Source organism: Streptomyces sp. NPDC050732 (assembly GCF_040654255.1).
In the GTDB taxonomy this organism is placed as follows: domain Bacteria; phylum Actinomycetota; class Actinomycetes; order Streptomycetales; family Streptomycetaceae; genus Streptomyces.
The window spans coordinates 139,494-164,406 of the sequence record NZ_JBFAHP010000013.1; the positions used below are offsets into that span (position 1 = coordinate 139,494).

The 24,913-nt window shown below is 72.2% G+C and carries 20 protein-coding genes; 9 read left to right on the forward strand and 11 right to left on the reverse strand.

All coding sequences use genetic code 11. The features are described from left to right. Positions 1-2: 2 nt before the first annotated feature. The 8 genes from ftsW to rsmH all read right to left on the reverse strand — a co-directional run bounded on the left by ftsW (position 3) and on the right by rsmH (position 10,494). On the reverse strand, positions 3-1,298 hold the full coding sequence (gene ftsW / locus AB0H82_RS14535) for a putative lipid II flippase FtsW (protein ID WP_362992532.1): 1,296 nt from the start codon (positions 1,296-1,298) through the stop codon (positions 3-5). Positions 1,299-1,361: 63 nt separating this feature from the next. Then, positions 1,362-2,801, reverse strand: a complete 1,440-nt coding sequence (murD, locus tag AB0H82_RS14540) for a UDP-N-acetylmuramoyl-L-alanine--D-glutamate ligase (RefSeq protein ID WP_362992426.1) — start codon at positions 2,799-2,801, stop codon at positions 1,362-1,364. Then, positions 2,783-3,853 (reverse strand): phospho-N-acetylmuramoyl-pentapeptide-transferase, encoded by a 1,071-nt coding sequence (gene mraY / locus AB0H82_RS14545; RefSeq protein WP_125512299.1) that lies wholly within the window; start codon positions 3,851-3,853, stop codon positions 2,783-2,785. Before mraY ends, murD begins: the two co-directional genes overlap by 19 nt. Beyond that, positions 3,850-5,265, reverse strand: a complete 1,416-nt coding sequence (murF, locus tag AB0H82_RS14550; RefSeq protein WP_362992428.1) for a UDP-N-acetylmuramoyl-tripeptide--D-alanyl-D-alanine ligase — start codon at positions 5,263-5,265, stop codon at positions 3,850-3,852. The genes mraY and murF overlap by 4 nt, the downstream gene beginning before the upstream one ends. A 4-nt stretch (positions 5,266-5,269) precedes the next feature. Next, the gene (locus AB0H82_RS14555) at positions 5,270-6,922 is read right to left on the reverse strand and encodes a UDP-N-acetylmuramoyl-L-alanyl-D-glutamate--2,6-diaminopimelate ligase (protein ID WP_362992430.1); all 1,653 of its coding nucleotides are present in this window, start codon (positions 6,920-6,922) and stop codon (positions 5,270-5,272) included. Between the two features lie 19 nt (positions 6,923-6,941). Then, positions 6,942-8,921: a penicillin-binding protein 2 gene (locus AB0H82_RS14560; RefSeq protein WP_362992432.1), complete on the reverse strand. Its 1,980-nt coding sequence runs from the start codon at positions 8,919-8,921 to the stop codon at positions 6,942-6,944. A gap of 5 nt (positions 8,922-8,926) precedes the next feature. Beyond that, positions 8,927-9,484, reverse strand: coding sequence for a septum formation initiator family protein (locus AB0H82_RS14565; protein WP_362992434.1), 558 nt, complete (start codon positions 9,482-9,484; stop codon positions 8,927-8,929). Between the two features lie 50 nt (positions 9,485-9,534). Beyond that, positions 9,535-10,494 (reverse strand): 16S rRNA (cytosine(1402)-N(4))-methyltransferase RsmH, encoded by a 960-nt coding sequence (gene rsmH, locus AB0H82_RS14570; RefSeq protein ID WP_362992436.1) that lies wholly within the window; start codon positions 10,492-10,494, stop codon positions 9,535-9,537. Positions 10,495-10,913: 419 nt separating this feature from the next. Here rsmH and AB0H82_RS14575 point away from each other — a divergent pair, with 419 nt between their 5' ends. From AB0H82_RS14575 to AB0H82_RS14590, 4 genes are all read left to right on the forward strand, one after another. After that, complete coding sequence (locus AB0H82_RS14575) at positions 10,914-11,471, forward strand: carbonic anhydrase (RefSeq protein WP_362992438.1); 558 nt, start codon at positions 10,914-10,916, stop codon at positions 11,469-11,471. Between the two features lie 220 nt (positions 11,472-11,691). Beyond that, positions 11,692-12,723: a MoxR family ATPase gene (locus tag AB0H82_RS14580; protein ID WP_362992440.1), complete on the forward strand. Its 1,032-nt coding sequence runs from the start codon at positions 11,692-11,694 to the stop codon at positions 12,721-12,723. Next, positions 12,723-14,090 carry a DUF58 domain-containing protein gene (locus tag AB0H82_RS14585; protein WP_362992441.1) on the forward strand — a complete coding sequence of 456 codons (1,368 nt, stop codon included), beginning with the start codon at positions 12,723-12,725 and terminating at the stop codon, positions 14,088-14,090. The genes AB0H82_RS14580 and AB0H82_RS14585 overlap by 1 nt, the downstream gene beginning before the upstream one ends. A 34-nt stretch (positions 14,091-14,124) precedes the next feature. Continuing rightward, positions 14,125-16,551 carry a DUF3488 and transglutaminase-like domain-containing protein gene (locus AB0H82_RS14590; RefSeq protein ID WP_362992443.1) on the forward strand — a complete coding sequence of 809 codons (2,427 nt, stop codon included), beginning with the start codon at positions 14,125-14,127 and terminating at the stop codon, positions 16,549-16,551. Between the two features lie 103 nt (positions 16,552-16,654). On the opposite strand, the gene AB0H82_RS14595 is transcribed toward AB0H82_RS14590, so the two are convergent. The 3 genes from AB0H82_RS14595 to AB0H82_RS14605 form a co-directional block, all read right to left on the reverse strand. Further along, positions 16,655-17,068 (reverse strand): DUF3040 domain-containing protein, encoded by a 414-nt coding sequence (locus tag AB0H82_RS14595; protein ID WP_362992445.1) that lies wholly within the window; start codon positions 17,066-17,068, stop codon positions 16,655-16,657. 275 nt (positions 17,069-17,343) lie between these two features. Beyond that, a complete protein-coding gene (locus AB0H82_RS14600; RefSeq protein ID WP_362992447.1) occupies positions 17,344-18,123 on the reverse strand; it encodes a methyltransferase in 780 nt (259 codons plus the stop codon). A gap of 97 nt (positions 18,124-18,220) precedes the next feature. Further along, positions 18,221-18,769, reverse strand: a complete 549-nt coding sequence (locus AB0H82_RS14605; RefSeq protein ID WP_362992449.1) for an SAV_6107 family HEPN domain-containing protein — start codon at positions 18,767-18,769, stop codon at positions 18,221-18,223. A 172-nt stretch (positions 18,770-18,941) separates the two neighbouring features. Between AB0H82_RS14605 and AB0H82_RS14610 the strand changes: the two genes are divergently transcribed. From AB0H82_RS14610 to AB0H82_RS14630, 5 genes are all read left to right on the forward strand, one after another. Further along, entirely contained in the window at positions 18,942-19,691 is a 750-nt protein-coding gene (locus AB0H82_RS14610; RefSeq protein WP_362992451.1) for an ATP-binding cassette domain-containing protein, read from the forward strand. Then, positions 19,663-21,747: a YhgE/Pip domain-containing protein gene (locus AB0H82_RS14615; protein ID WP_362992453.1), complete on the forward strand. Its 2,085-nt coding sequence runs from the start codon at positions 19,663-19,665 to the stop codon at positions 21,745-21,747. Before AB0H82_RS14610 ends, AB0H82_RS14615 begins: the two co-directional genes overlap by 29 nt. 17 nt (positions 21,748-21,764) lie before the next feature. Continuing rightward, positions 21,765-22,385 (forward strand): TetR/AcrR family transcriptional regulator, encoded by a 621-nt coding sequence (locus AB0H82_RS14620; RefSeq protein WP_362992455.1) that lies wholly within the window; start codon positions 21,765-21,767, stop codon positions 22,383-22,385. Positions 22,386-22,748: 363 nt separating this feature from the next. Beyond that, positions 22,749-23,363 carry a DUF4126 domain-containing protein gene (locus AB0H82_RS14625; protein WP_362992457.1) on the forward strand — a complete coding sequence of 205 codons (615 nt, stop codon included), beginning with the start codon at positions 22,749-22,751 and terminating at the stop codon, positions 23,361-23,363. A gap of 30 nt (positions 23,364-23,393) precedes the next feature. Then, a complete protein-coding gene (locus AB0H82_RS14630) occupies positions 23,394-24,893 on the forward strand; it encodes an NAD(P)/FAD-dependent oxidoreductase (protein ID WP_362992459.1) in 1,500 nt (499 codons plus the stop codon). Positions 24,894-24,913: the final 20 nt, after the last annotated feature.

The following is a 24,913-nucleotide window of genomic DNA, read 5'->3' on the forward strand; positions in this document are numbered from 1 at the left end:
ATTCACCGCTCTCCGGACGAACGCGCCTTGACGCGCCGTCGCATCGTGTTCCATCTCACCCGAGGTTGCCGCATGGCCAGGGCCGCCTTCGCCGCCGGGTCCGATCGCGCGAAGGCGATGAGGAGTCCGATGGCGAACATGGTCGGCAGCAGGGCCGAACCCCCGTAGGAGAACAGCGGGAGCGGGACACCGGCGATCGGCAGCAGACCGAGCACCGCACCGACGTTGATCACGGCCTGCGCCGTGATCCAGGTGGTCACGCCTCCCGCGGCATACCTCACGAAGGGGTCCTCCGTGCGTCCGGCCACGCGGATACCCGCATAGCCTAGAGCCGCGAACAGGGCGAGCACCGACAGTGTCCCCGCCAGACCGAGTTCCTCCCCGGTGATGGCGAAGATGAAGTCCGTGTGGGGTTCAGGAAGTTGACCCCATTTTTCCACACTCGCGCCGAGTCCGGAACCGAAGAATCCGCCGGAGGCCAGGGCATAAATGCCGTGTACGGCCTGCCAGCACTGGTCGCCGGGGCCGGGGTCGGTGGCGCCGATGCACGCCAGCCTGGCCATGCGGTTGGGGCTGGTCTTGATGAGAATCACACCGAGCAGCGCCGCGATGCCGAGCACGCCGGCGAAGAGCCGGGTCGGTGCTCCCGCGAGCCACAGCAGGCCGAAGAGGATCGCGGTGAGAATGATCGCGGTACCCATGTCGCCGCCGAGCATGATGAGTCCGAGCAGCATGAAGGCGACCGGCACGAGCGGCACCAGCATGTGCTTCCACTGGGCGAGGAGCCGCTTGTCGTGTTTGCGCGCCAGCAGGTCGGCGCCCCACAGGACCAGGGCGAGCTTGCCGAACTCACTGGGCTGGAGCTGGAAGGGGCCGCCCAGGTAGATCCAGTTCTGGTTGCCGTTGACGCTGCGCCCTATCCCCGGGATCTGCACGAGGACCATCAGGAAGACGGTCACCGCGAGGATCGGATAGGCGAGCGCCCGGTGCAGCTTGATGGGCATCCGCATGGCGACCAGGAGCAGGATCGCGCCGAGCACGGCCGCCACGAACTGCTTGCGGAAGAAGTACGAGGCGGGCAGGTCGAGCTGCAGCGCCTGGATCATCGAGGCGGAGTAGACCATCACCAGGCCGAGCCCGGTGAGCAGCAGGCTGCTGCCGAGGATGAGGTAGTACGCGGTGAGCGGCCGGTCCCACGCCCGGCGGACCCTGTTCAGGAGCCGCCGGGGCCCGCTCTCGCCCGGCGGGTGGGAGGCACCTCTGGCGCGTACCGGAGCCGGTCGTCTGGCGACCCGCACGGATGACCTGGCCACGTTCCCCTCCCAAGGGTGTGCCCGGCGCCCGGCGGGCGGAGAGCCCGGTCAGGCGCGCGTGGGACCGAGTTCGCGGACGGCCGCCGCGAACGCTTCACCACGCTTGTTGTAGTTGGTGAACATGTCCATCGACGCACAGGCCGGAGCCATCAGCACGGTGTCCCCCGGCTGAGCCAGCTCCGCCGCCCGCCGTACCGCCTCGGACATCGCCCCAGTGTCGGTCCGGTCGAGGTCGACGACCGGGACCTCGGGCGCGTGTCGCGCGAGGGCTTCGCGGATCAGCTCGCGGTCGGCGCCGATGAGGACGGCACCGCGCAGCCGCTTCGCCGCACCGGCGACGAGCTCGTCGAAGGTGGCGCCCTTGGCGAGCCCGCCCGCGATCCAGACGATCGACTCGTACGCCGCCAACGACGCCTGGGCGGCGTGGGTGTTGGTGGCCTTGGAGTCGTCGACGTAGGCCACGCCCTCGACGTCGGCGACGTGTTCGATGCGGTGGGCGTCCGGGCGGAAGGCCCGCAGCCCGTCGCGTACGGCCGTCGCCTGCACGCCGAAGGCGCGCGCGAGGGCCGCGGCGGCCAGCGCGTTGGCGATGTTGTGCGGCGCGGGCGGCTGGACGTCGGAGATCTCGGCGAGCTCCTGGGCCTGCTTCTGGCGGTCCGGCACGAAGGCACGGTCGACCAGGATGCCGTCGACGACGCCCAGTTGCGAGGGCGCGGGCGCGTTCAGCGTGAAACCGATGGCGCGGCAGCCCTCTTCGACGTCGGCCTCGCGGACCAGGTCCTCGGTCGCCTTGTCCGCCACGTTGTAGACGCAGGCGATCCGGTTGCCCTCGTAGATGCGGCCCTTGTCGGCGGCGTACGCCTCCATGGAGCCGTGCCAGTCCAGGTGGTCCGGCGCGAGGTTGAGGACGGCCGCGGAGTGGGCGCGCAGCGAGGGCGCCCAGTGCAGCTGGTACGAGGACAGCTCGACGGCGAACACGTCGTACGCGTCGTCGCCTTCGAGGACCACGTCCACGATCGGGGTGCCGATGTTGCCGACGGCCGCCGTACGCAGGCCCGCCGCCGTCAGGATCGAGGCGAGCATCTGCGTGGTCGTGGTCTTGCCGTTGGTGCCCGTGACGGCGAGCCAGGGCGCCGCGTCGGGGCCGCGCAGCCGCCAGGCGACCTCGACGTCGCCGATGACGTCCACGCCCGCCTCCGCGGCCGCGGCGAACAGCGGTGACGACGGCTTCCAGCCCGGCGAGGTGACGACGAGGTCCGTGCCGGGCGGCAGGCTCTCGGCGTCGCCCAGGCGTACGGAGATGCCCTCGCTCTCCAGCGAGGCCGCGCGTTCCCGATGCGCCTCTCCGGAGCCGCCGTCCACGACGGTCACCGTCGCGCCGAGGCCGGCCAGGGCGCGGGCGGCGCTGACGCCGCTCACGCCGAGACCGGCGACGGTGATGTTCCTGCCCTGCCAGTCGGACACAGAGGTCACTTTTCGGCTGCCCATCCCGCGTAGAAGAGACCGAGGCCGACGATCACGCACATGCCCTGGATGATCCAGAAGCGGACCACCACAAGGACCTCGGACCACCCCTTGAGTTCGAAGTGGTGCTGGAGTGGCGCCATCCGGAAGACCCGCTTACCGGTCATCCGGAACGAGCCGACCTGGATGACGACCGACATGGTGATGAGGACGAAGAGGCCGCCGAGCAGCGCGAGGAGCAGCTCCGTGCGGGAGCAGATCGCGAGGCCCGCGAGCGCGCCGCCGAGGGCGAGCGAGCCTGTGTCACCCATGAAGATCTTGGCGGGCGAGGTGTTCCACCACAGGAAGCCGAAGCAGGCGCCCATCAGTGCGGAGGCCACCACGGCGAGGTCGAGCGGGTCTCTGACCTCGAAGCACGCCTGCGGGTTGGTCAGCGTCGTCGCGTTGGCGCAGGACTCCTGGTACTGCCAGACACCGATGAAGGTGTAGGCGCCGAAGACCATCACGGAGGCGCCGGTGGCGAGGCCGTCCAGACCGTCGGTGAGGTTCACGCCGTTCGACATCGCGAGGATCATGAACAGCGCCCAGACCACGAACAGGACCGGGCCGATCGACCAGCCGAAGTCCGTGACGAACGACAGCTTGGTGGAGGCCGGGGTCTGGTTCCGGTTGTCCGGCCAGTTCAGCGCGAGCACGGCGAAGCCGATGCCGACGATCAGCTGGCCGGCCATCTTCGCCTTGGCGCGCAGACCGAGCGAACGCTGCTTGACGATCTTGATGTAGTCGTCGAGGAAACCGACGAGGCCCATGCCCGCCATCAGGAAGAGCACCAGGAGGCCGGAGAGCGTGGTCTCCGTGCCGGTGATGACCTTCGTGAGGAAGTACGCGATGAGCGTGGCCAGGATGAAGGCGATGCCACCCATGGTCGGCGTACCGCGCTTGCTGTGGTGCTCGCGCGGGCCGTCGTCCCGGATGAACTGGCCGTAGCCCTTGCGGGCCAGGAGCTTGATCAGCAGCGGGGTACCGACCAGGGTCAGGAAGAGCCCGATCACGCCCGCGAAGAGGATCTGCCTCATCGGCCGGAGACCTGCCCCTCAGAAGACACCGCGGCGTCGTCGAGGAGCGCCGTGGCGACCTTTTCGAGACCGACCGATCTGGACGCCTTCACCAGCACGACGTCTCCTGGGCGCAGTTCATTGCGCAGCAGGTCGATCGCCGCCTGTGCGTCGGACACGTGCACCGACTCCTCACCCCACGAACCCTCGTTGTATGCGCCCAGTTGGAGCCAGGACGCTTCCCTGCCCCCGACTGCCACGAGCTTGCTCACGTTGAGCCGGACGGCAAGTCGTCCGACCGCGTCGTGCTCGGCGAGACCCTCGTCCCCGAGCTCGGCCATGTGACCGAGCACCGCCCACGTACGGCGCCCCTTGCCCATGGCCGCGAGCGCGCGCAGGGCGGCTCGCATGGACTCGGGGTTCGCGTTGTAGGCGTCGTTGACGACCGTCACGCCGTCCGGGCGCTCGGTGACCTCCATCCGCCAGCGGGACAGCGTGCCCGCCTCGGAGAGCGCGAGGGCGATCTCGTCCACGGACATGCCCAGCTCATGGGCGACGGCGGCCGCGGCAAGCGCGTTCGACACGTGGTGCTCACCGTACAGCCGCAAGGTCACGTCGCTGCACCCGGAGGGTGTGTGCAGCGTAAAAGCGGGCTGTCCGTTCTCCGTGAGCCGGACATTCTCCGCACGTACGTCGGCGTCCTCGGCCTCTCCGAAGAGGAGCACGCGCGCCTTCGTGCGCGACGCCATCGCGCGGACGAGCGGGTCGTCGGCGTTGAGGACCGCGGCGCCTTCCGCGGGCAGCGACTCGACCAGCTCACCCTTCGCTTGTGCGATCTGCTCGCGTCCGCCGAACTCGCCGATGTGGGCGGTTCCGACGTTCAGGACGAGGCCGATCCTCGGCGGGGTGAGGCCGGTGAGGTACCGGATGTGGCCGATTCCGCGCGCTCCCATCTCCAGGATGAGGAAGCGCGTCTCGTCGGTGGCGCTGAGCGCGGTGAGCGGCAGGCCGATCTCGTTGTTGAACGAGCCCGGCGTCCAGACCGTCGGCGCGTGGCGCCGCAGGACCTGCGCGAGGAGGTCCTTGGAGCTGGTCTTGCCGACGGAGCCGGTCAGCGCCACGAGGGTCGCGCCGAGCCGCTCCACGACGTGTCTGGCAAGGGCGCCGAGCGCCGCCTGCACGTCGTCCACGACGATGGCGGGCACGCCGACGGGCCGCGAGGCGAGGACGGCCGCGGCGCCTGCCGCGACGACGTCCGCCGCGTAGTCGTGGCCGTCGACGCGCTCGCCGACGAAGGCGACGAAGAGGCTGCCGGGCTCCACCTCACGGGAGTCCCGGACGACGGGTCCGGTGACCTGGACGGCCGGATCCGGTATGTCGTACGTCTGCCCGCCGACGACGCTGGCGATCTCGGCGAGGGAGAGGGCGATCACAACTTCATCCCTGGGTTTGCTGGATAGCTTCGCGAAGTACCTGGCGGTCGTCGAAGGGACGCACCACCCCGGCGATGTCCTGTCCCTGCTCGTGGCCCTTGCCCGCGACGAGGACGGTGTCACCCGGCCGCGCGCGGACGACGGCCGCGCGGATGGCGGCGGCGCGGTCCTCGAACACGGCGACGTCGCCGCGCTCGTGGGCCGGGACCTCGGCGGCACCGGCGAGCATCGTGGCGAGGATCGCGAGGGGGTCCTCGCCACGGGGGTTGTCGGAGGTCAGTACGGCGGTGTCGGCGAGGCGGGCCGCGGCCGCGCCCATCGGCATCCGCTTGGTCTTGTCCCGGTCGCCGCCGCAGCCGAGCACGATGTGCAGCTTGCCCTCGGTGACCTTGCGCAGCGCGCGCAGGACCGATTCGACGGCGTCCGTCTTGTGGGCGTAGTCGACGACGGCGAGGTAGGGCTGGCCCGCGTCGACGCGCTCCAGGCGGCCCGGCACGCCGGGCACCGCGGCGATGCCGTCGGCGGCCTGCTGCGGGTCGATCCCCGCGACGGCCAGCGAGACGATCGCGGCGAGGGTGTTGGCGACGTTGAAGGGGCCCGCGAGCGGCGATTTGGCGGTGATCCGCTCGCCGCCGGGGCCGACCGCGACGAACGTCGAGTCGAGCGGCCCGACCTCGACGTCCTCGGCCCGCCAGTCGGCGTCGGGGTGGCCCTCGGCGGAGAAGGTGGTGACGGGCACCTCCGACTCGGTGATGAGCCGGCGCCCGTACTCGTCGTCGAAGTTGACCACGCCGAGGCGCGAGCGGTGCTTGGTGAACAGCTGCGCCTTGGCCTGGAAGTAGTCCTCCATGCCGGAGTGGAACTCCATGTGCTCCGGGCTGAGGTTGTTGAAGACGGCGACGTCGAAGACGCAGCCGTCCACCCGCCCGAGCACCAACGCGTGGCTGGAGACCTCCATCGCGACCGCCTCGACGCCGCGCTCGCGCATCACCGCGAACAGCGCCTGGAGGTCGGTGGCTTCGGGGGTGGTGCGCTCCGACTTGATGCGCTCGTCGCCGATGCGCATCTCGACCGTGCCGATGAGGCCGGTCGAGCGGGCGCCCTTGAGGCCGCCCTCGATGAGGTACGCGGTGGTGGTCTTGCCCGACGTGCCGGTGATGCCGATCTGCAGCAGGTCGCGGCCGGGGTGGCCGTAGACCGTCGCCGCCAGCTCGCCCATGCTGCCGCGCGGGTCGTCGACGACCAGGACCGGCAGCCCGGTCACGGCCGCGCGCTCGGCGCCGGTCGGGTCGGTGAGCACCGCGGCGGCACCGAGGTCGGCGGCCTGCGCGACGAAGTCGGCGCCGTGCAGCCGGGCGCCGGGCAGGGCGGCGTAGATGTCGCCGGGGCGCACGGCGCGCGAGTCGTGCGTGATACCCGTGATCCGCGCACTGCCCGGGTCGGCGACGCCCAGCTGGCCTGCGAGCTCCGTCAGCGAGGTCGGGGAGACCCGGTCCGGCCGCGGCGGTCCCGGATATGTCACGGGAACGCCCTTCTGGGTGGTTTGGGACTGATCAGCGTGTGGCACGGCGGTGAGCGTACCGGGCGTACCCCTCTCGGAGCGAAGTGAGGGGCGTGCCGGGGGGTGGTTCCCCGAGCCTGGCGTGATGGTTGTCACGAGCTGTTCCTGGTGGGTCTCAGGGCTTGAAGGTCACCGGAAGGCGGGCCGGGCCGCTTCCGGTGGGGGGCACTTGGAGCGTCTTGAGGGCGAACTCCATGACTTCCTTGTAGATGGGTCCGCAGATCTGGCCGCCGAAGTAGCTGCCCTTGGTGGCGTTCTGGATCGCGCAGTAGACCGTGACGCGCGGCTTGTCGGCGGGCGCGAAGCCGGCGAACGACGAGGTGTAGCCCTTGTAGCGGCCGGTGGCCGGGTCGACCCGGTTGGCCGTACCGGTCTTGCCCGCGACGCGGTAGCCGGGGATGCGGGCCTTGGTGCCGGTGCCCTCTTCGTCGTCGACGACGGATTCGAGCATCCGCGACACGGTCTTCGCGGTCTTCTCGCTCACCACCCGGGTCTTCTTGGGCCTCGGCGCGGGCGTGAAGCGGCCGTCGGGGCCCTTGGTGCCGCGCACCAGGGTGGGTTCGACGCGTACGCCGTCGTTGGCGATGGTCGAGTAGACCGAGGCGGCCTGCATGGCGTTGATCGAGACGCCCTGGCCGAAGGGGATCGTGAACTGCTGCGAGGTGGACCACTTGTCGGCGGGCGCGAGGATGCCGGAGGTCTCGCCGGGGAAGTCGAGCCCGGTCTTCTTGCCGAGGCCGAACTTCCGCAGGTACGAGTAGAGGACCCGGTTGACCTCCTTCTGCGTCTTGCCGAGCTCTCCGGTGGCGAGGATCGTGCCGATGTTGGAGGACTTGGCGAGCACTCCGTTGAGCGTCAGGTGCCAGGTGGGGTGGTCGATGTCGTCCTGGAAGAGGCGGTCGCCGCGGTGCAGCCGGTTGGGCACCGTCACATGGGTGCCGGGCGTGGCGGCGTTCTCCTCCAGGACGGCGGCCATCGACATGACCTTGGCGGTGGAGCCGGGCTCGAAGGCGTCCTGAAGGGCGGCGTTGCCGAGGGCGGCGTTGCCGAGGGCGGCGCCGTCGGCCTTCGAGAGGTCGTTCGGGTCGAAGCCGGGGGCGTTGGCCATCGCGAGGACCTCGCCGGTCCGCGTGTCCTGCACTATCACGTAGCCGCGGTCGGCCCCGGACTTCCTGACCTGCTCGCTGATGGCGTTCTGCGCGGCCCACTGGATGTCGCGGTCGATGGTGAGCTCGACGTCGGAGCCGGGCACGGCGGGCGTCTCCGTGGAGCCGGCGGTCGGCACCTGGCGGCCGCCGGACTGGGCGTAGCGGACCTTGCCGTCCTCGCCCGCCAGCTGCTTGTCGAGCTGTGCCTCCAGGCCGCCCGCGCCCTTGCCGTCGGAGTTGACCCAGCCCAGTATCCCGGCGCCGAGATCGTCGTTCGGGTAGACCCGCTTGCTGCTGGGGTCGGCGAGGACGCCGGCCAGCACGTTCGGCGACGCGGGGTCGGTGCCCGCCTTCTCGGCGAGCGCGCCGCGCAGGTCCTTGATCTGCTTCCACACCTGGGGGCTCTGGCGGCGGGCCAGCAGGACGTAACGCGTCTTCGGGGTCTTGAGCTTCTCGGTGAGCTCGGCGACGTCCTTGTCGAGGATCGGGGCCAGCAGCGCGGCCGCCTGCTCGGGCGCGTCGTCGGTCTTCATCTCCTTCGGCGTGAACAGGGTGGGGTCCGCCGTGATGTCGTACGCGTCCACGCTGGCCGCCAGTTCGACGCCGGCGCGGTCGGTGATGCGTCCGCGCTCGGCGGCCAGGGTGTGGGTGAAGTAGCGGTTCTTCTCGGCCTTGGCGGCGTACGCGCTGGCGTCGACGGCCTGCACCTGCAGCAGCCGTACGACGAAGGCCAGCATCACCAGCGTCAGGCCGAGGCTGACCATGCGCAGGCGCGGCCGGGGGCTGCCCAGGCGGATGGTACGGGCCTTGGCCTTGCCCTTGGCGGCGGGCCTGCGGGATGCGGGGCGGCCGCCCTGGGCGGGGCGGCGCGGGGCGCCGGTCCTGGCGGGGCGGACGGGCTTCGCGGGTCCTGGCACCCGGCGCCGCGGGGGTTCCCTGTCGGACACTTGCGTCACCTGCCGGAGGTCGTCGTGGGGAGGCCGGGCTGCGCGGGCGGCCGGGCGGCGGGGGCGGGCGGCGGCGGGGCGGATGCCGTGGCGTCCGGGGCCGGGGGCGGCACGGGGGGCGCGACCGGGATCGAGACGGACGCGGCGGGGGACGCGACCTCCTGCGGGCGCGGCGCGGGGTACGCCAGCGACGAGGGGCGGGCCGCGGCGCCCGGCACGCCGCGCACGGTCCCGTCGGGGTCCAGGAAGGCCGGGTCGCCGCCGGGGACCATGCCGAGCTCGCGGGCGCGACGCTGGAGGGCGTCGGGGGCCGCATAGCCGTCCACGTCGCGCTGGAGCTCCTGCTCCTCCTCGGTGAGCTCCTTGGTCTCCTTCTTCAGCTCGCTCAGCTGGAACGAGCCTTCGTTGAGGGAGGAGTTCAGGATGAGCAGCACGATCAGACCGCCGCCCAGGAGCACGACGACCAGGAGGACGAAGGGCGTGCGCGCGGCCTGGTTCGGGCCCTGGGGCAGCAGCCGCGCGAGGCGGGCGGCCCTCCCCCGCAGCTCGGGCTTCTTGCTCATGGAGCCTCCTCGCGGACTCTGATCAGCGGACTCCGGTCAGCATGTGCTGCTCAGCGGACGTCTTCGCGTACGCGCTGCGCGCCCCGCAGCCGGGCCGGGGCCGCCCTGCGGTTCTCGGCGACCTCTTCCTCTGTGGGGAGTTCGGCGCCGCGCGTCAGAAGCTTGAGCCGCGGCTGGTAGCGCTCGGGGACGACGGGCAGGCCGGGCGGTGCGGTGTTCGCGGCGCCGGCCGCGAACACCTGCTTGACCAGGCGGTCCTCCAGCGAGTGGTACGAGAGGACGGCGATCCGGCCGCCGACGGCGAGCGCCCCCACGGCCGCCGGGACGGCTCGCTCCAGGACGCTCAGCTCGCCGTTGACCTCGATGCGCAGGGCCTGGAAGGTGCGCTTGGCGGGGTTGCCGCCGGTGCGCTTGGCGGCCTGCGGCAGCGAGTCGCGGATGAGCTCGACGAGCCGCGCGCTGTTGCTGAACGGCTCCTTCTCGCGCTCGCGCACGACGGCGCTCACGATGCGCTTGGCCTGCTTCTCCTCGCCGTACTGGCGCAGGATCCGCACCAGTTCACCCGGTGCGTACGTGTTGAGGACCTCGGCGGCGCTGATGCCGGTCGTCTGGTCCATGCGCATGTCGAGGGGGGCGTCCTGGGCGTACGCGAAGCCGCGGTCGGCCTCGTCGAGCTGCATGGAGGAGACGCCGAGGTCGAAGAGGACGCCCTGGACGCGGGGGATGCCGAGGCGGTCGAGCACGTCGGGGAGTTCGTCGTAGACCGCGTGCACCAGGGTGGCCCGGTCGCCGTAGGGGGCGAGCCGCTCGCCGGAGAGGCGCAGCGCTTCCTTGTCGCGGTCCAGGGCGACGAGGCGGGCGGCCGGGAAGGTGGCGAGGAGGGCCTCGCTGTGGCCGCCGAGTCCGAGGGTGCAGTCGACGACGACGGCGCCCGGCTCGGCGAGCGCGGGGGCCAACATGTCCAGGCACCGCTGGAGCATCACCGGGACGTGTCGGCTGTTGTCGCTCAAGGGGCCCTCTCAGGTCCGGCGCGGCGTGCGCACGCACCGCCGGGTCCCCACCCGCTCCGTGAAGGGGAATGGACTGCTGGCGCCGGGGAAGTGGCGTCAGCCGACCGGGAGCGGGAGGAGGCCGAGCCGTACGTACGCGCCGCGCACGTGGGGGGATTCTGGGAATCCCCGGGATGTGCGGTCCAGCAGGGAGCAGGTCACGTCTCCCGCTTCGCGTCACTTTAGTCCACCGTGTCTCCCGGTCAATCAACCGGCCTGCGCGTCGTGGACCGGCCCCGACAGGGGTGCGAATCCGGTGGGCTCACCCGTTCGGCCGTATGCCGACCGGCCTGTGGGTTAGCTCACAACAAGAGTCTTTGACGTTCTTTGTCCCTCCTCACAGCGGGCCTGGACGATCAACGCGCATTAACGTCTTAGCCATGTCGACTTCCGCAGCCTCCTCGGACAACACCCCCGCTGAGCCCATCGGCGACATAGCCGTCGGGACGGTCACCGACCGCCTCGTGGACGCGAACGCGAAATACGCCGCCCGGTTCACCGACCCCGGCATGGACGCCCGGCCCGTCCTGCGCGTCGCCGTCGTCGCCTGCATGGACGCCCGTCTCGACCTGCACGAGGCCCTCGGCCTCGAACTGGGCGACTGCCACACCATCCGCAACGCGGGCGGGGTGGTCACCGACGACGTCGTCCGCTCCCTGACCATCAGCCAGCGCGCGCTCGGCACCCGCAGCGTGGTCCTGATCCACCACACCGGCTGCGGCCTGGAGACCCTCACCGAGGAGTTCCGCCAGGAGCTGGAGACCGAGGTCGGCCAGCGGCCGACGTGGGCGGTGGAGTCCTTCCGCGACGTCGACCAGGACGTGCGGCAGTCGATGGAGCGGGTGCGGACCTCGCCGTTCCTGGTGCACACCGACGACATCCGCGGGTTCGTCTTCGACGTGCGGACGGGCCTGCTGCGGGAGATCGATCCCGCGTGACGGACAAAGTGTCGTAAGACCCGACAAATCAGCGCCAGTTATCCACAGGCGAGTGACACGACCCGGTATGCCCAACAACAATGCGGGGGTGGCATCACGCAGAACCATTCATGTGTGACGCCCGTGAATTCGGGGTGTACCGGGTCGCACGCTTGAGTGGCGGCCCGACTGGGGTATCCCCTGCTCCTTGGGAGCGCGGGGAAGGGCCGAGGAGGGCCGGGTGACGACCTATGACGATCGAGCGAGCCTCACAGATCTGACCACGACGGCGGAGCGTGTCCGCAGGTCGGTGGAGGGTGTGATCGAGGGCAAGCCAGAGGTCGTACGGCTTTCGCTGACTGTGCTCCTGGCGGAGGGGCACCTGCTCATCGAGGATGTGCCGGGCGTGGGCAAGACCATGCTCGCCAAGGCACTGGCGCGGTCCATCGACTGCTCCGTGCGCAGGATCCAGTTCACACCGGATCTGCTGCCGTCGGACATCACCGGCGTGTCCATATTCGACCAGCAGCGCAGGGACTTCGAGTTCAAGCCGGGGGCGATCTTCGCGCAGATCGTGATCGGCGACGAGATCAACCGCGCTTCTCCGAAGACGCAGTCCGCGCTCCTGGAGTCCATGGAGGAGCGCCAGGTCACCATCGACGGGCAGACCTATGAACTGCCCAGCCCGTTCATGGTGGTGGCCACCCAGAACCCCGTCGAGATGGAGGGGACCTACCCGCTGCCCGAGGCGCAGCGCGACCGCTTCATGGCGCGGGTCTCGATCGGCTATCCCGGGCCCGAGGCCGAGCTCCAGATGCTCGACGTGCACGGCGGCGTCTCGCCCCTGGACGACCTCCAGCCGGTGGCGCACGCCCACGACATCGTGAAGCTCATCGACGCCGTGCGCACGGTCCACGTGGCCGACCCCGTCCGGCGGTACGCGGTCGACCTGGTCGGCGCGACCCGCAACCACCCCGACCTCAGACTCGGGGCGTCCCCGCGCGCGACGCTGCACCTGCTGCGCGCCGCCAAGGCCTCCGCCGCGCTCAGCGGCCGCGAGTTCGCCCTGCCGGACGACGTGCAGGCGCTGGCCGTCGCCGTCCTCGCGCACCGCCTGCTGCCCACGGCACAGGCCCAGCTGAACCGCCGCACGGCGGAATCCGTCGTCCTGGAGATCCTGCAGCGCACCCCGGTGCCCGCCGCAGCGCCATCACAGCCTCCGGGCACCGGCGCCTACTTCGACCAGCAGCCGCCCGGCGCCCGGAGGCTGTGATGGCGCTCGGGGGGAGCCCGGCGGGCCCCGCCGAGGACGAGAAGGGCGGGATGCGCACGGCCCTCGCGGGCCTGACCACCCGCGGCCGCTCCTTCCTCGCGGCCGGCGTCGCCGCCGCCGTCTGCGCCTATGTCCTGGGCCAGAGCGACCTGCTGCGCGTCGGGCTGCTGCTCGCCGTGCTGCCGCTGGTGTGCGCGACCGTCCTGTTCCGCACCCGCTACCGCGTCGCGGGCAGCCGCAGGCTCTCCCCCGCGCGCGTGTCCGCCGGTTCGGAGGCCCGCGTCCACCTGCGGATGGACAACGTCTCGCGGCTGCCCACCGGCCTCCTCATGCTCCAGGACCGGGTGCCGTACGTGCTGGGGCCGCGGCCCCGCTTCGTGCTCGACCGCGTCGAGGCGGGCGGGCGGCGCGAGGTGTCCTACCGCGTCCGCTCCGACCTGCGCGGCCGCTATCCCCTGGGACCCCTGCAGCTGCGCCTGACGGACCCCTTCGGGATGTGCGAACTGACGCGCTCCTTCTCGACGTACGACATGCTGACGGTCATCCCGCGCGTGACGGCCCTGCCACCGGTGCGCCTCACCGGTGAGGCGAAGGGGTACGGCGAAGGGCGGAACCGCTCGCTGGCGCTGGCCGGCGAGGACGACGTCATCCCGCGCGGATACCGCCACGGCGACGACCTGCGCCGGGTGCACTGGCGCTCCACCGCGCGCTACGGCGAGCTGATGGTGCGCCGCGAGGAGCAGCCCCAGCGGGCCCGCTGCACGGTGCTCCTGGACACCCGGGGCGTCGGCTTCCGGGGCGCGGGCCCCGACTCGGCCTTCGAGTGGGCGGTGTCGGGCACGGCGTCCGCCCTGGTGCACATGCTCGAACGGGGCTTCTCGGTGCGCCTGCTGACCGACGCGGGCACCTCCGTGCCGGGCGAGGGCTCGGACGGCTTCGCGGGCTCCGGCCAGGAGTCGGCGGACGCGGCCGGACTGATGATGGACACCCTCGCGGTGATCGACCACTCGGACGGCGCCGGGCTCTCCCGCGCCTACGACGTGCTGCGCGGCGGGAACGAGGGCCTTCTCGTCGCCTTCCTCGGCGACCTGGCGGAGGAGCAGGCGGCGGTGGTCGCCAAGATGCGCCAGCGCAGCGGCTCCGCGGTCGCCTTCGTGCTCGACAGCGCGGCCTGGGCGCAGGGCCAGGGCGCTCTGCCGTCCGAGGCCGGTGACGCGCGCGTGCGGATGCTCCGGCAGGCGGGCTGGACGGCCCTCGCCGTGCCGCCGGGCGCGGATCTCGCGGATCTGTGGCGGCAGGCGGACCACGCCCGCACGAGCGCGGGCCCCGCGCCCGCGGCGGGCACGACGACCGGGGGATGGGCATGAGCGGCCGGGGACGTACGAGGATTCGGGGGCGGTCATGAGCGGGCGCGCGCGGCTCGCGGTGTGCGCCACCGCGGCCACCCTGATGGCGTCCGGCTCGCTGCTGCCGCTGGTCGACCCGGCGACGTGGTTCCTGCAGGCGGTGATCCTGCTCGTGCTGCAGAGCGGGGTGGGCGCGCTGGCCCGGCGGGTGCCGCTGGCCAGGCCGCTGACCGTGGCGGTGCAGGCGCTGTTCTCGCTGGTCCTGCTGACGCTGGTCTTCGCCCGCGAGCAGGCCCTCGCCGGGATCGTGCCGGGACCTGAGGTGTTCCAGCGGTTCGGCGTGCTCCTGGAGGCGGGCGGCAACGACGTCAGCAAGTACATGATCCCGGCGCCGCTGAGCGACGGCATCCGGCTGATGCTGGTCGGCGGTGTCCTGGTGATCGGCCTCGCGGTGGACGCGCTCGCGGTGACGTTCCGCACCGCGGCCCCCGCCGGGCTTCCGCTGCTCGCCCTGTACTCGGTCGCGGCGGGGCTCTCCGACGGCGGCGCCGGGTGGCTGTGGTTCCTGCTGGCCGCGGCCGGCTATCTGCTGCTGCTCCTGGCGGAGGGCCGCGACCGGCTCTCGCAGTGGGGCCGGGTGTTCGGCGGCGCGGCGCGCGCGCCGGGCCGGGTCTCCGGGGGCCTGGAGAGCAGCAGCGGGGCGCTCGCCCCGGTCCGCACGGGACGCCGCATCGGCGCCGTGGCCCTCGGCATCGCCCTGGTGGTGCCGCTCGCGCTGCCCGCCCTGGACGGTGGCCTGCTGGACGGCTCCGGCGGTCCGGGGGGCGGCGGCTCGGGCGGCGGCGGCACGATCTCGGCCGTGAACCCGCTGGTCGCGCTCCAGGACAGCCTGAACCAGCCGGAGGACCGCGAGGTCCTCTCGTACCGCACGAACGCCGAGGCGACCGACGACCTGTATCTGCGCATCGTCTCGCTCGACCAGTTCGACGGCACGACGTGGAAGACCACCGTCCGGCGCATTCAGGACGTGCCGTCGCCACTGCCGAACCCCGAAGGGCTGCGCCCCGACGTCCGCAGGACGGAGATCCAGACCAACCTCTCCGCCGCCGACGGCTACGCGCAGAACTGGCTGCCCATGCCCTTCCCGGCCAGCCAGGTCGACATCGGCGGCCGCTGGCGGTTCGAGCCGGTGGGCCGCGCCCTCGTCGGCGACCGGGGCCAGACCACGCGGGGCGTCCGGTACCAGGTCAAGAGCCTGGTCGTGGAGCCCACGGCCGAGCAGCTGGCCGCCGCGCCGGCGCCGCCCGACGGCCTGCGGCGCGAGTTCACCGATGTGCCGGAGTCGCTTCCGGCGATGGTCGGGGCCAGGGCCCGGCAGGTCACCAAGGGCGCCGCGAATCCGTACGAGCAGGCGGTCAAGCTCCAGGACTACTTCGCCTCGGACGGCGGCTTCACGTACAACACCCAGGTGCGGGCGGGCAGCGGTCCCTCCGCGATCGAGCGGTTCCTGAAGCAGAAGGAAGGGTTCTGCGTCCACTTCTCCTTCGCGATGGCCTCCATGGCGCGGACCCTGGGGATACCGGCGCGGGTCGCCGTGGGCTTCACGCCGGGCACCGCGCGCGGGGACGGTTCGATGTCGGTCGGGCTGCGGGACGCGCACGCCTGGCCCGAGCTGTACTTCGAGGGCGTGGGCTGGACCCGTTTCGAGCCGACACCGAGCCGCGGCACGGTGCCCGAGTACACCCGTTCGGACGTCCCTTCGGGCGACGCGGGCGACCCGGACTCCCCGGAGCCCACCGAGTCCACCGAGCCGTCCACGGCGCCTTCCGCGTCGGACACCTGCCCGCCCGACATGAAGAAGCAGGGCGGCTGCGCGAGCGCTGCCCCGCAGGTCGCGGCCGGGTCGGGCGGTGAGGGTCCGCCCATCGGGATGATCGTGGGCATCGGCCTGGCGGCGCTGCTCGTCGTCGGGGTGCCGCTGCTGCCCCTGCTGTGGCGGACCCGTACGCGGGCCGTGCGGCTGGGGTCCGGCGGCCGCACCGAGGCGGAGGCGGCGGCGCGCACGCTGGCGGCCTGGCTCGAAGTGACCGATACGGCCTGGGACCACGGCATCGCGCCGGACGAGTCGCTGACTCCCCGGAAGGCCGCGGCGCGCATCGTCCGTGTGGGCCGGCTGACCGCGGCTCCCGCGGAGGCCGTCCATCGGGTGGCGGCCGCGGTGGAGCAGGTCCTCTACGCCCCGCGCCCGCAGCCCGCGACCGGACTGGCCGAGGACGTGCGGCGGATACGGGACGGGCTGAACGCCTCGGTGGGCCGGGCCACCCGGCTGCGGGTGACGCTCGCGCCGCGTTCGGCCGCGCGGGTGGTGTGGGCGGTCTCGGACCGGTGGACTGCGTTCGGCGCGCGCTGGCGCGGGCGGGCCGCCGAGCGGTGGGCGACGGTCGCGCGGAAGCTGCCGCGACGGGCGGGCCAGCAGGGCTGAGCAGGCCGGTGCGTGCGCACACATGTGTGAGGGGTGACCGCCCGGTGGGTGGTCACCCCTCACACATGACTACGTCTGTTCGGTCAGTCCTGAGCGGCTGCGCTCACTGACCGCCCTGCTGTTCGTCGCGGCGGCGCTGCCACCGCTGCTCGATGCGGTCCATTACGGAGCGGCGCTGCCTCGCCTGCCGTGGGGCCGCGGCCCCGCCCGGCGCGGCGGCCGTGCCCGGAGGTTGTTCGCCCGGCTTCGGCGCTTTGCGCCAACCGGTGACGGCGAGCACCGCGCAGCCCAGCATGACGAGGAACCCCACCACGCTGATCCAGATCTGCTGGGCGACCATTCCGGCCATGAGAAGGGCGATACCCACCAGGAAGCCCGCGACCGCTTGGTAGACCCGCTTCCGGGTGTACGTACGCAGCCCGCTTCCCTCAAGCGCTGTCGCGAACTTGGGATCTTCGGCGTACAGCGCTCGCTCCATCTGCTCGAGCATGCGCTGCTCGTGCTCCGAGAGCGGCACGGAGTCCTCCTCATCGTGCAGTCGCCGGGGCGACCGGGGGTCCCCTTCAGGATAGGCAGGGAATCGCCCCCGTGAAACCCGCCCCTCTACGCCAACTTCGCCAAACCGGACCCTCACGCCGATCCGGCTCGCTGAAGCGTGCATTCCCCAGCGGCCGAACCCTCATGCAGAACGGTGTCCCTCGATCATACGGCGCCCGTAGCCCGTTCGGGGGGCCTGTGGCGTACTCCATGTGCGGCTGCGGCCCTGATCAGCCGGTCAGCCGCCGGAGCGCCTCAGGCTCCGGCCGCGTCCTGCGCCTCGCCGAGCACGTGCAGCTGGGTGGCCACGGAGTGGAAGGCGGGCAGCTCCGCGGCGGCGGCCTCCAGCTTGAGGAGGGCGTCCAGGGCGCCCGGCTCGGTGTCCACGAGGACGCCGGGGACCAGGTCGGCGAAGACCCGGACGCCGTGCACCGCGTCGACGCGGACGCCCGCGGCCTCGACCAGACCGGTGAGCTGCTCGGCGGTGAAGCGCCGCGGCACGGGGTCGCCCGCGCCCCAGCGGCCCGCCGGGTCGGTGAGCGCGGTCTGCGCCTCCTTGAAGTGCCCGGCGAGGGCCCGCGCGAGCACGGCGCCGCCGAGGCCCGCGCCGAGCAGGCTGAGGACGCCGGAGGGGCGCAGCGCGTCCACGGCGAGGCGCACGCCTTCGGCGGGGTCGTCCACGTACTCCAGGACGCCGTGGCACAGGACCGCGTCGAAGCCGCCGCGCTCGACGACGTCGAAGAGGCCGAGCACGTCGCCCTGGACGCCGCGCACGCGGTCGGCGACGCCGGCCTCGGCGGCCCGGCGCTCCAGCGCGAACAGCGCGTTCGGACTGGGGTCGACGACGGTGACGCGGTGGCCGAGGCGGGCGACCGGCACCGCGAAGTTGCCGCTGCCGCCGCCGGTGTCGAGCACGTCGAGTTCCGTGCGCGACTCCCGGCCGGTGGCCTCGGCGCGGCGGTCGAGGGCGTCCTTCAAGACGTCCCAGACCACTGCTGTACGAAGAGAAGCGCGGGGGCGCATCGGGTCCGACACGGCAGGTGACTCCTCGGCGCGTGGGGTGCGATTGCCCCCACCCTATTGCCTGTCGCGGCGTGCCCCTGTCACCCGTCCCGGGGCACGGACGGGCCGGTCAGCCCGCGTCCGGCGGCTCCCGGCCCGCGTCCTGCGGCTCCTGCCGGGGCTGGGGCAGCACGGGCTGGAGCACGAGCATCCGCTCAACGAGGCGCAGGAACATCGCGACGTCGCGGAGCAGGTCGTCGGCGTCGCGGGCGGTGGCGGCGGCCGCTATGCCGGCCTCGGCGCGGGCCCGCCGGGCGGCGCCGGAGGCGAACAGGGCGCTCCACTCGGCGAGTTCGGGAGCTATTTCGGGGAGGACTTCCCAGGCGCTGCGGATGCGCTGCCTGCGGCGCGGTGTCGTCTCGGGGCGGCCGCGCGCGGCGAGGACGGCGGCGGCGGTGCGCAGGGCGGCGAGGTGGGCGGTGGCATAGCGCTCGTGGGGGGCGTCGAGGCGGGTGGCCTCGTCGATTCCGGCGCGGGCCTGGGCGAGCAGTTCGAGGGCGGCGGGCGGGGCGGTCGCGCGGCGCAGGACGGGGTGGACATCGCTCGCCGGGCCGGTCAGTGAGGGAGCAGGGCCGACGGCGCGGTGCCGGCGGGCGGCTGCTGCGGAAGTGCTGGCCATGACGAACCTCCTGTCGTCGTGTGACGGCGCAGTGGCCGTATGTGTCCATCGTGGAGTACCCCACTGACAATCGGCTCTGACCTGCGTCTTTGCCTGAATCGCGGATGCGGGCTTACTTTTGAACTGACCAGTCAGTGCAAAAAGCCGGTTCGACGGAGGGGCAGGGGGGACTGTGGACGGTCCGACCGACGGCGCGCGCGGAGCCGCCGTCACCGCCGAGGAGTTCGGGCTCAAGGGGCCGCGGGGCTGGGCGTTCCGCGACATCGGGATCGAAGCGGAGCCCGGGTCGCTGATCGCGCTGGAGGGCCCCTCGGGTTCCGGCCGCACCTGTCTTCTGCTCGCGCTCACGGGACGTATGCGCGCCACCGAGGGCCACGCGTCCGTGGACCGCTTCCGGCTGCCCGAGCAGCTGGCCGCGGTGCGCCGGATCAGCGGGCTCGGCCCCGTGCCCGGCGTCACCGACCTGGACCCGGCCCTGACCGTCGCCGAGCACCTGCGCGAGCGGGCGCTCCTGGAGCGGCGGTTCGGCGGGCCGCTGCGCGGTCTGCTGCGGCCCCGCGCCGAGCGGGCGGCCCAGACGCGGCTGCGCGTGGACACCGCGCTGGCCGCCGCCGGGCTCGACATGGAGAGCCTGCCCAAGGGGCGGCGGACCTCCGTGCGCGACCTGGAGCGGCTGGAGGCCCTGCGGCTCTCCGTGGCCCTGGCCCTGATCGGCCGGCCGCGCGTGCTCGGCGTCGACGACACCGACCTGAAGCTCTCGGACGCGGAACGGGCCGAGGCGTGGGGGATGTTGAAGTCCCTCACGGAGCACGGGACGACCGTCGTCGCGGTGTGCAGCGAGGCTCCGGAGGGCGCGGTCGTGGTCCGCACCGACGACGACAAGGAGGCAGCGGATGCGTTCGCCGAAACTGGCCGCGCTTGAGCTCAGGCGCTTCGGCAGGGGGAAGCTGCCGCGCGCCGCGCTCGTCGCCCTCCTGCTGCTCCCGCTGCTCTACGGCGCGCTGTACCTGTGGTCGTTCTGGGATCCGTACGGCCACCTGAACCGCATCCCCGTGGCGCTCGTCAACGACGACAAGGGAGCCACCGCACAGGGCAAGAAGCTCGCGGCGGGCGACAACATCGTCGAGGGGCTGCGCGACAGCAAGACCTTCGAGTGGCACGAGGTGAGTGACGCCGAGGCGCGCAAGGGCGTGGAGGACGGGACGTACTACCTGTCGCTGACCATGCCCACGGACTTCAGCAAGCGCATCGCGTCGAGTTCGGGGGACTCTCCGGAGACGGGCGCCCTGCGGGTGCGCACGAACGACGCCAACAACTACATCGTCGGGCAGATCTCGCGGACGGTCTTCTCCGAGGTGCGCTCCGCCGCGTCCACGAAGGCGTCGCGTTCCTTCCTCGACAAGATCTTCATCTCGTTCTCCGACATCCACGGAAAGACGCAGCAGGCCGCCGAGGGCGCCGACAAGCTGGACGACGGCATCGGCAAGGCGAAGAAGGGCACCAAGGACCTCGCGAACGGCCTGACGGACGCCAAGAAGGGCAGCGGCGACCTCGCCAGGGGCGTGCGGAAGCTCCACACGGGCGCGGGCAGGCTTGAGGACGGCTCGAAGAAGGTCGCGGACGGCACGCAGAAGCTGGCCGACGGGGTCAACGGCGCGGCGGACAAGGTGCGCCCCTTCCTGAAGGACAACGGCAGGAGCATCGGCCACACCGCTCAGCTCGTCGCCGACTCCTCCAAGGCGATGCGCCACAACCTGGACACCTGGGTGAAGCACGCACCCGGCGCCGCGAAGGGCGCCGAGGAGGCCTCGAAGATCATGGACGACCTCTATACGAAGCAGTGCGTGAAGGCCCCCGTCCCCGGCCCCGACTGCCCGAAGCTCAAGGAGGCCAAGAAGGCCGCGGAGAACGTGTCGACCATCGCGGACGACATGAACACCGTGATCAAGGACCAGAACAGCGACGTCAAGAAGCTCGACAAGCACCTGGCCAGGCTCCAGAAGAAGTCCCAGGCACTCGCCGACCGCGCCCCGCACCTCGACGAGGACCTGAACACCGCCGTCACGCAGATCAACGACCTCAACCAGGGCGCGGGCAAGGTCGCCAAGGGCGCCAAGAAGCTCCACACCGGCCTCGGCACCGCCAAGACCGGCGCCGACGACCTCGACACGGGCATCGGCAAGCTGGAGACCGGCGCGGGCGACCTCAAGGGCGGCATGTTCAAGCTGGCCGACGGCTCCGCGAAGCTGTCCGGCGGGCTGCATGACGGCGTCAAAAAAATCCCGGACTACGACAAGAAGGACCGTGACGAGCGCACCGGAGTCATGTCCGACCCCGTGCGGCTGGCCTCCGAGTCGATGCACAAGGCGCCCAACTACGGCACGGGCTTCGCGCCGTACTTCATCCCGCTCTCCCTGTGGGTCGGCGCGATGGTGGCGTACATGCTGATCCAGCCGCTCAACCGGCGCGCGCTCGCCGCGGGCGCCTCCGCGTGGCGCATCGCGATCGCGGGCTGGCTGCCGGTGGCCGCCCTGGGCGTGCTGCAGACCGCGGCCCTCCTCTCGGTCCTGCACTGGGGGCTCGGCCTGGAGATGGCCAGGGCGGCCGGGACGGCGGGCTTCCTCTGCCTGGTGACCGCGTGCTTCGCGGCGATCGTGCAGTGGCTCAACGCCCGCTTCGGAGCGGCCGGGCGGATCCTGGTCCTCGCCGCGCTGATGCTGCAGCTGACGTCGGCGGGCGGCACGTACCCCGTGCAGACGAGCCCCGGCTTCTTCGGCGCGATCCACCCCTTCCTGCCGATGAGTTACGTCGTTGAGGCTCTCCGGAGACTCATCACGGGCGGCGGCCTCGGTCCCGTCTGGCTGGGCTGCGCGGTCCTGTCGGCCTTCACCCTGGGCGCGCTCGCGCTGACCGCGCTCTCCGCGCGCCGCAAGCAGGTGTGGACCCTGGACCGGCTGCACCCGGAGCTGAGCCTGTGAGTGTGAGAATCAGGGCCATGGACAGTAGTGCAGTCAGCACCCGCCGCGAGGCCACTCGGCAGAAGCTCTACGAGGCCGCCGTCACCCTCATCGCCGAGCAGGGTTTCTCGGCCACGACTGTCGACGAGATCGCCGAACGGGCCGGTGTCGCGAAGGGCACCGTCTACTACAACTTCGCGAGCAAATCGGTCCTCTTCGAAGAGCTGCTGCGGCACGGCGTCGGCCTGCTGACCGCCTCCCTCAAGGAAGCCGCCGAGGAGGCCGACAGGAGCGGCGGCAGCAGGGTCGACGCCCTCGACGCGATGATCCGCGCGGGTTTGGTCTTCATCAACCGCTATCCGGCCTTCACCCAGCTGTACGTCGCCGAGCTGTGGCGGACCAACCGGGCCTGGCAGTCCACGCTGCTCGTGGTCAGGCAGCAGGCCGTCGCGGTGGTCGAGGACGTGCTGCGGGCGGGCGTGGAGAACGGTGAGCTCAGCGAGGAGATCGACATCCCGCTGACGGCCGCCGCGCTGGTCGGCATGGTCCTGGTGGCCGCGCTTGACTGGCAGGCCTTCCAGCCGGAGCGCTCGCTGGACGACGTGCACGCGGCCCTCTCGCGGCTGCTGCAGGGCCGGGTCAGCGGCACGCGCGCGTAGGGACACGGAAACTCCGCACGACGGCGCCGGTCCGGAGCCCCCGTTCCCGGGCGGCACCGGACCGGCACTTTCTTCGTGTCCCCCCGTGACCCCCGTGCGACCCCCGTTTGGTCGTCCCCCCGAGTCACCCCCGTACCTCGCTCCCGCCGTGTCGGCGGGAGGAGCGGCCAAGGGCGCGGCACCGTTCCGCCGCCCCGTGTCGGCGGTACCGGCGCCACGCCCCTCTCCGTGCCCCACACTCTTCCGTCTCCGCAGGTGGGGCCCCATCCGCGCGCGTACTCATCTCACCCACTAGGTACGGATACTCAGGCGTACGCACTCATCCCCAGGCCGCTTCGTCCCCGACTGGTTACGATCACGTCCGTGTCCGTACTCCCCCTGGTGTTCACCAGCGGCTGGGCGAGCGGGATCAACGCGTACGCCGTTGTCCTGCTGCTCGGCGTCTTCGGCGCGACCGGAGTCAGTGACGAGGTTCCCGAGGCGCTGCAGCGGCCCGATGTGCTGATCGCGGCCGGTGTGCTCTTCGTGTGCGAGGCCGTCGCCGACAAGATCCCGTACGTCGATTCGGTCTGGGACACGGCACACACCGTGATCCGGCCGGTCTCCGGCGCCGTGGTGGGTGCGCTCCTCGCCGGGCAGAGCGGGTCGCTCCCCGACCTGGCCGCGGGCGCGGTGGGCGGCACGACCGCGCTGGCCAGCCACGCGGTGAAGGCCGGCACCCGGATGGCGATCAACACCTCGCCGGAGCCGTTCAGCAACGTCGTGATGAGCACCGCCGAGGATCTCGGCGTCGGTGGCGTCATCAGCTTCGCGATGTTCTACCCGGAGGCCGCCGCGATCATCGCGGCCGTCCTTCTGCTGCTCGGCCTGCTCCTGCTGTTCTTCCTCGTCTCGCGGATCCGCCGGTTCCTGCGGCGCAGGGCGCAGCGGCGCGAGGAGAAGCGGCTTGCGGGGCGGACCGGACCACCGCCGCCGTGACTGTCGGTGGCTGCCGATAAAGTCCCTGGCATGGCACGGATTGTGGTGATCGGCGCCGGTCTCGGCGCGATGACGGCGGCCGCCCGGCTGGCCGTCGCTGGCCACCGGGTGGTGGTGTACGAGCGCGGTGGGACGTACGGCGGCGCGCTCGGCCGCGTCGAGCGGGACGGCTTCGCCTTCGACACCGGACCGGGGCTGCTCCAGCTCCCCGCGGTCTACCGCGACTTGTTCGTCAAGACGGGCAAGGAGCCGCTGGAGAAGTGCGTCGAGCTGTCCCAGGTGGAGCCCGCCGTGCGCCACGTCTTCGCGGACGACACCGCGGCCGACCTGCCGAACGCCTCGCGGGCGGGCGTGGGCGAGGCCCTGGACACGGCCCTCGGCGAGGGCGCGGGCGCGCGCTGGTCGGCGTTCATGAACCGTGCCAGGGAAGCCTGGGACCGCACCCGTCGCCCCCTCCTGGAGGAGCCCCTCTGGCCGAACTGGGAGGTGCTCGCCGCCCGTGAGCCGTATCCGTCGGTGCCGTTCAAGCGCCTGCTGCGCCGCGAGCGCCGTGCGGTCACGCTCAGCGAGGTCGGCGAGCTGGAGCTGGGCGGCGACCCGCGCCTTGTCGCGCTCCTGGAGCAGTTCGCCCTCGCGCACGGCCTGGATCCCCGGGTGACGCCGGCGAGCGCGGCCGTCCTGCCCTATCTGGAGCAGACGTTCGGCACCTGGTCGGCGCGGGGCGGCATGCGCGCCCTGGCCCGTGCGGTGTACGAGCGGTGCGTGGCCCGGCGGGTCGAGTTCGTGTTCGGTTCGGCGGTGACGCGGATCGTCGAGAAGGACGGCCGGGCGGCGGGCGTGGAGCTCGCGGACGGCACCGTCGTAGACGCGGACTTCGTGGTCGCCGGCGTGGCCCCCACGCTTCTGGACGGCATGCTGCCCGGCACGGACGTGCGGGCGGCGGATGACGTTCCCGCGCGCTCGGGCCTGCCCAGCCGGCTGACGGTGTTCCTCGCGCTGTCCGGGGTGCGGCCCGAGGGCACCCCGCTCCGGACGGTGCTGCACTCGGCCGACCGGGAGGACGAGCTCGACCGCCTCTTCGGCGAGCGGCCCGGACTCCCCGCCTCACCCACCGTCGCCGTGCTGCGCCCCGACGACCCGGATGTGACGCCGGACGGCGCGCACGAGGCGGTGACGCTGACGGTGACGGTGCCCGCGCACCTGGAGGTCACTCCGGCGGACGTGGAGCGGGTGATCGCCCGCGCCGAGGCCGTGGTCCCGGACCTCCGGAGCCGTCTCCTCTGGCACGAGGTCCGCACCCCGGCCGATGTCGCCGACGCCACCGGTGCCGACGGCGGCGCGGTCCCGGCCCCGGCGCTCGCGGCGGCCGACGGCACGCTGCTGCACCCGTCCAACAGCACGCGGCTCCAGGGGCTGTACGCCGTGGGCGGCTGGGCGCACCCCGGCGGCGGCCTCCCGCACGCCGGCATGTCGGGCACCCTCGTGGCGGGCCTGATCGTGGAGGGCCCGGAGTTCCGCGGCTCCCAGTGAGCCGCGTGTTCCAGTGACCC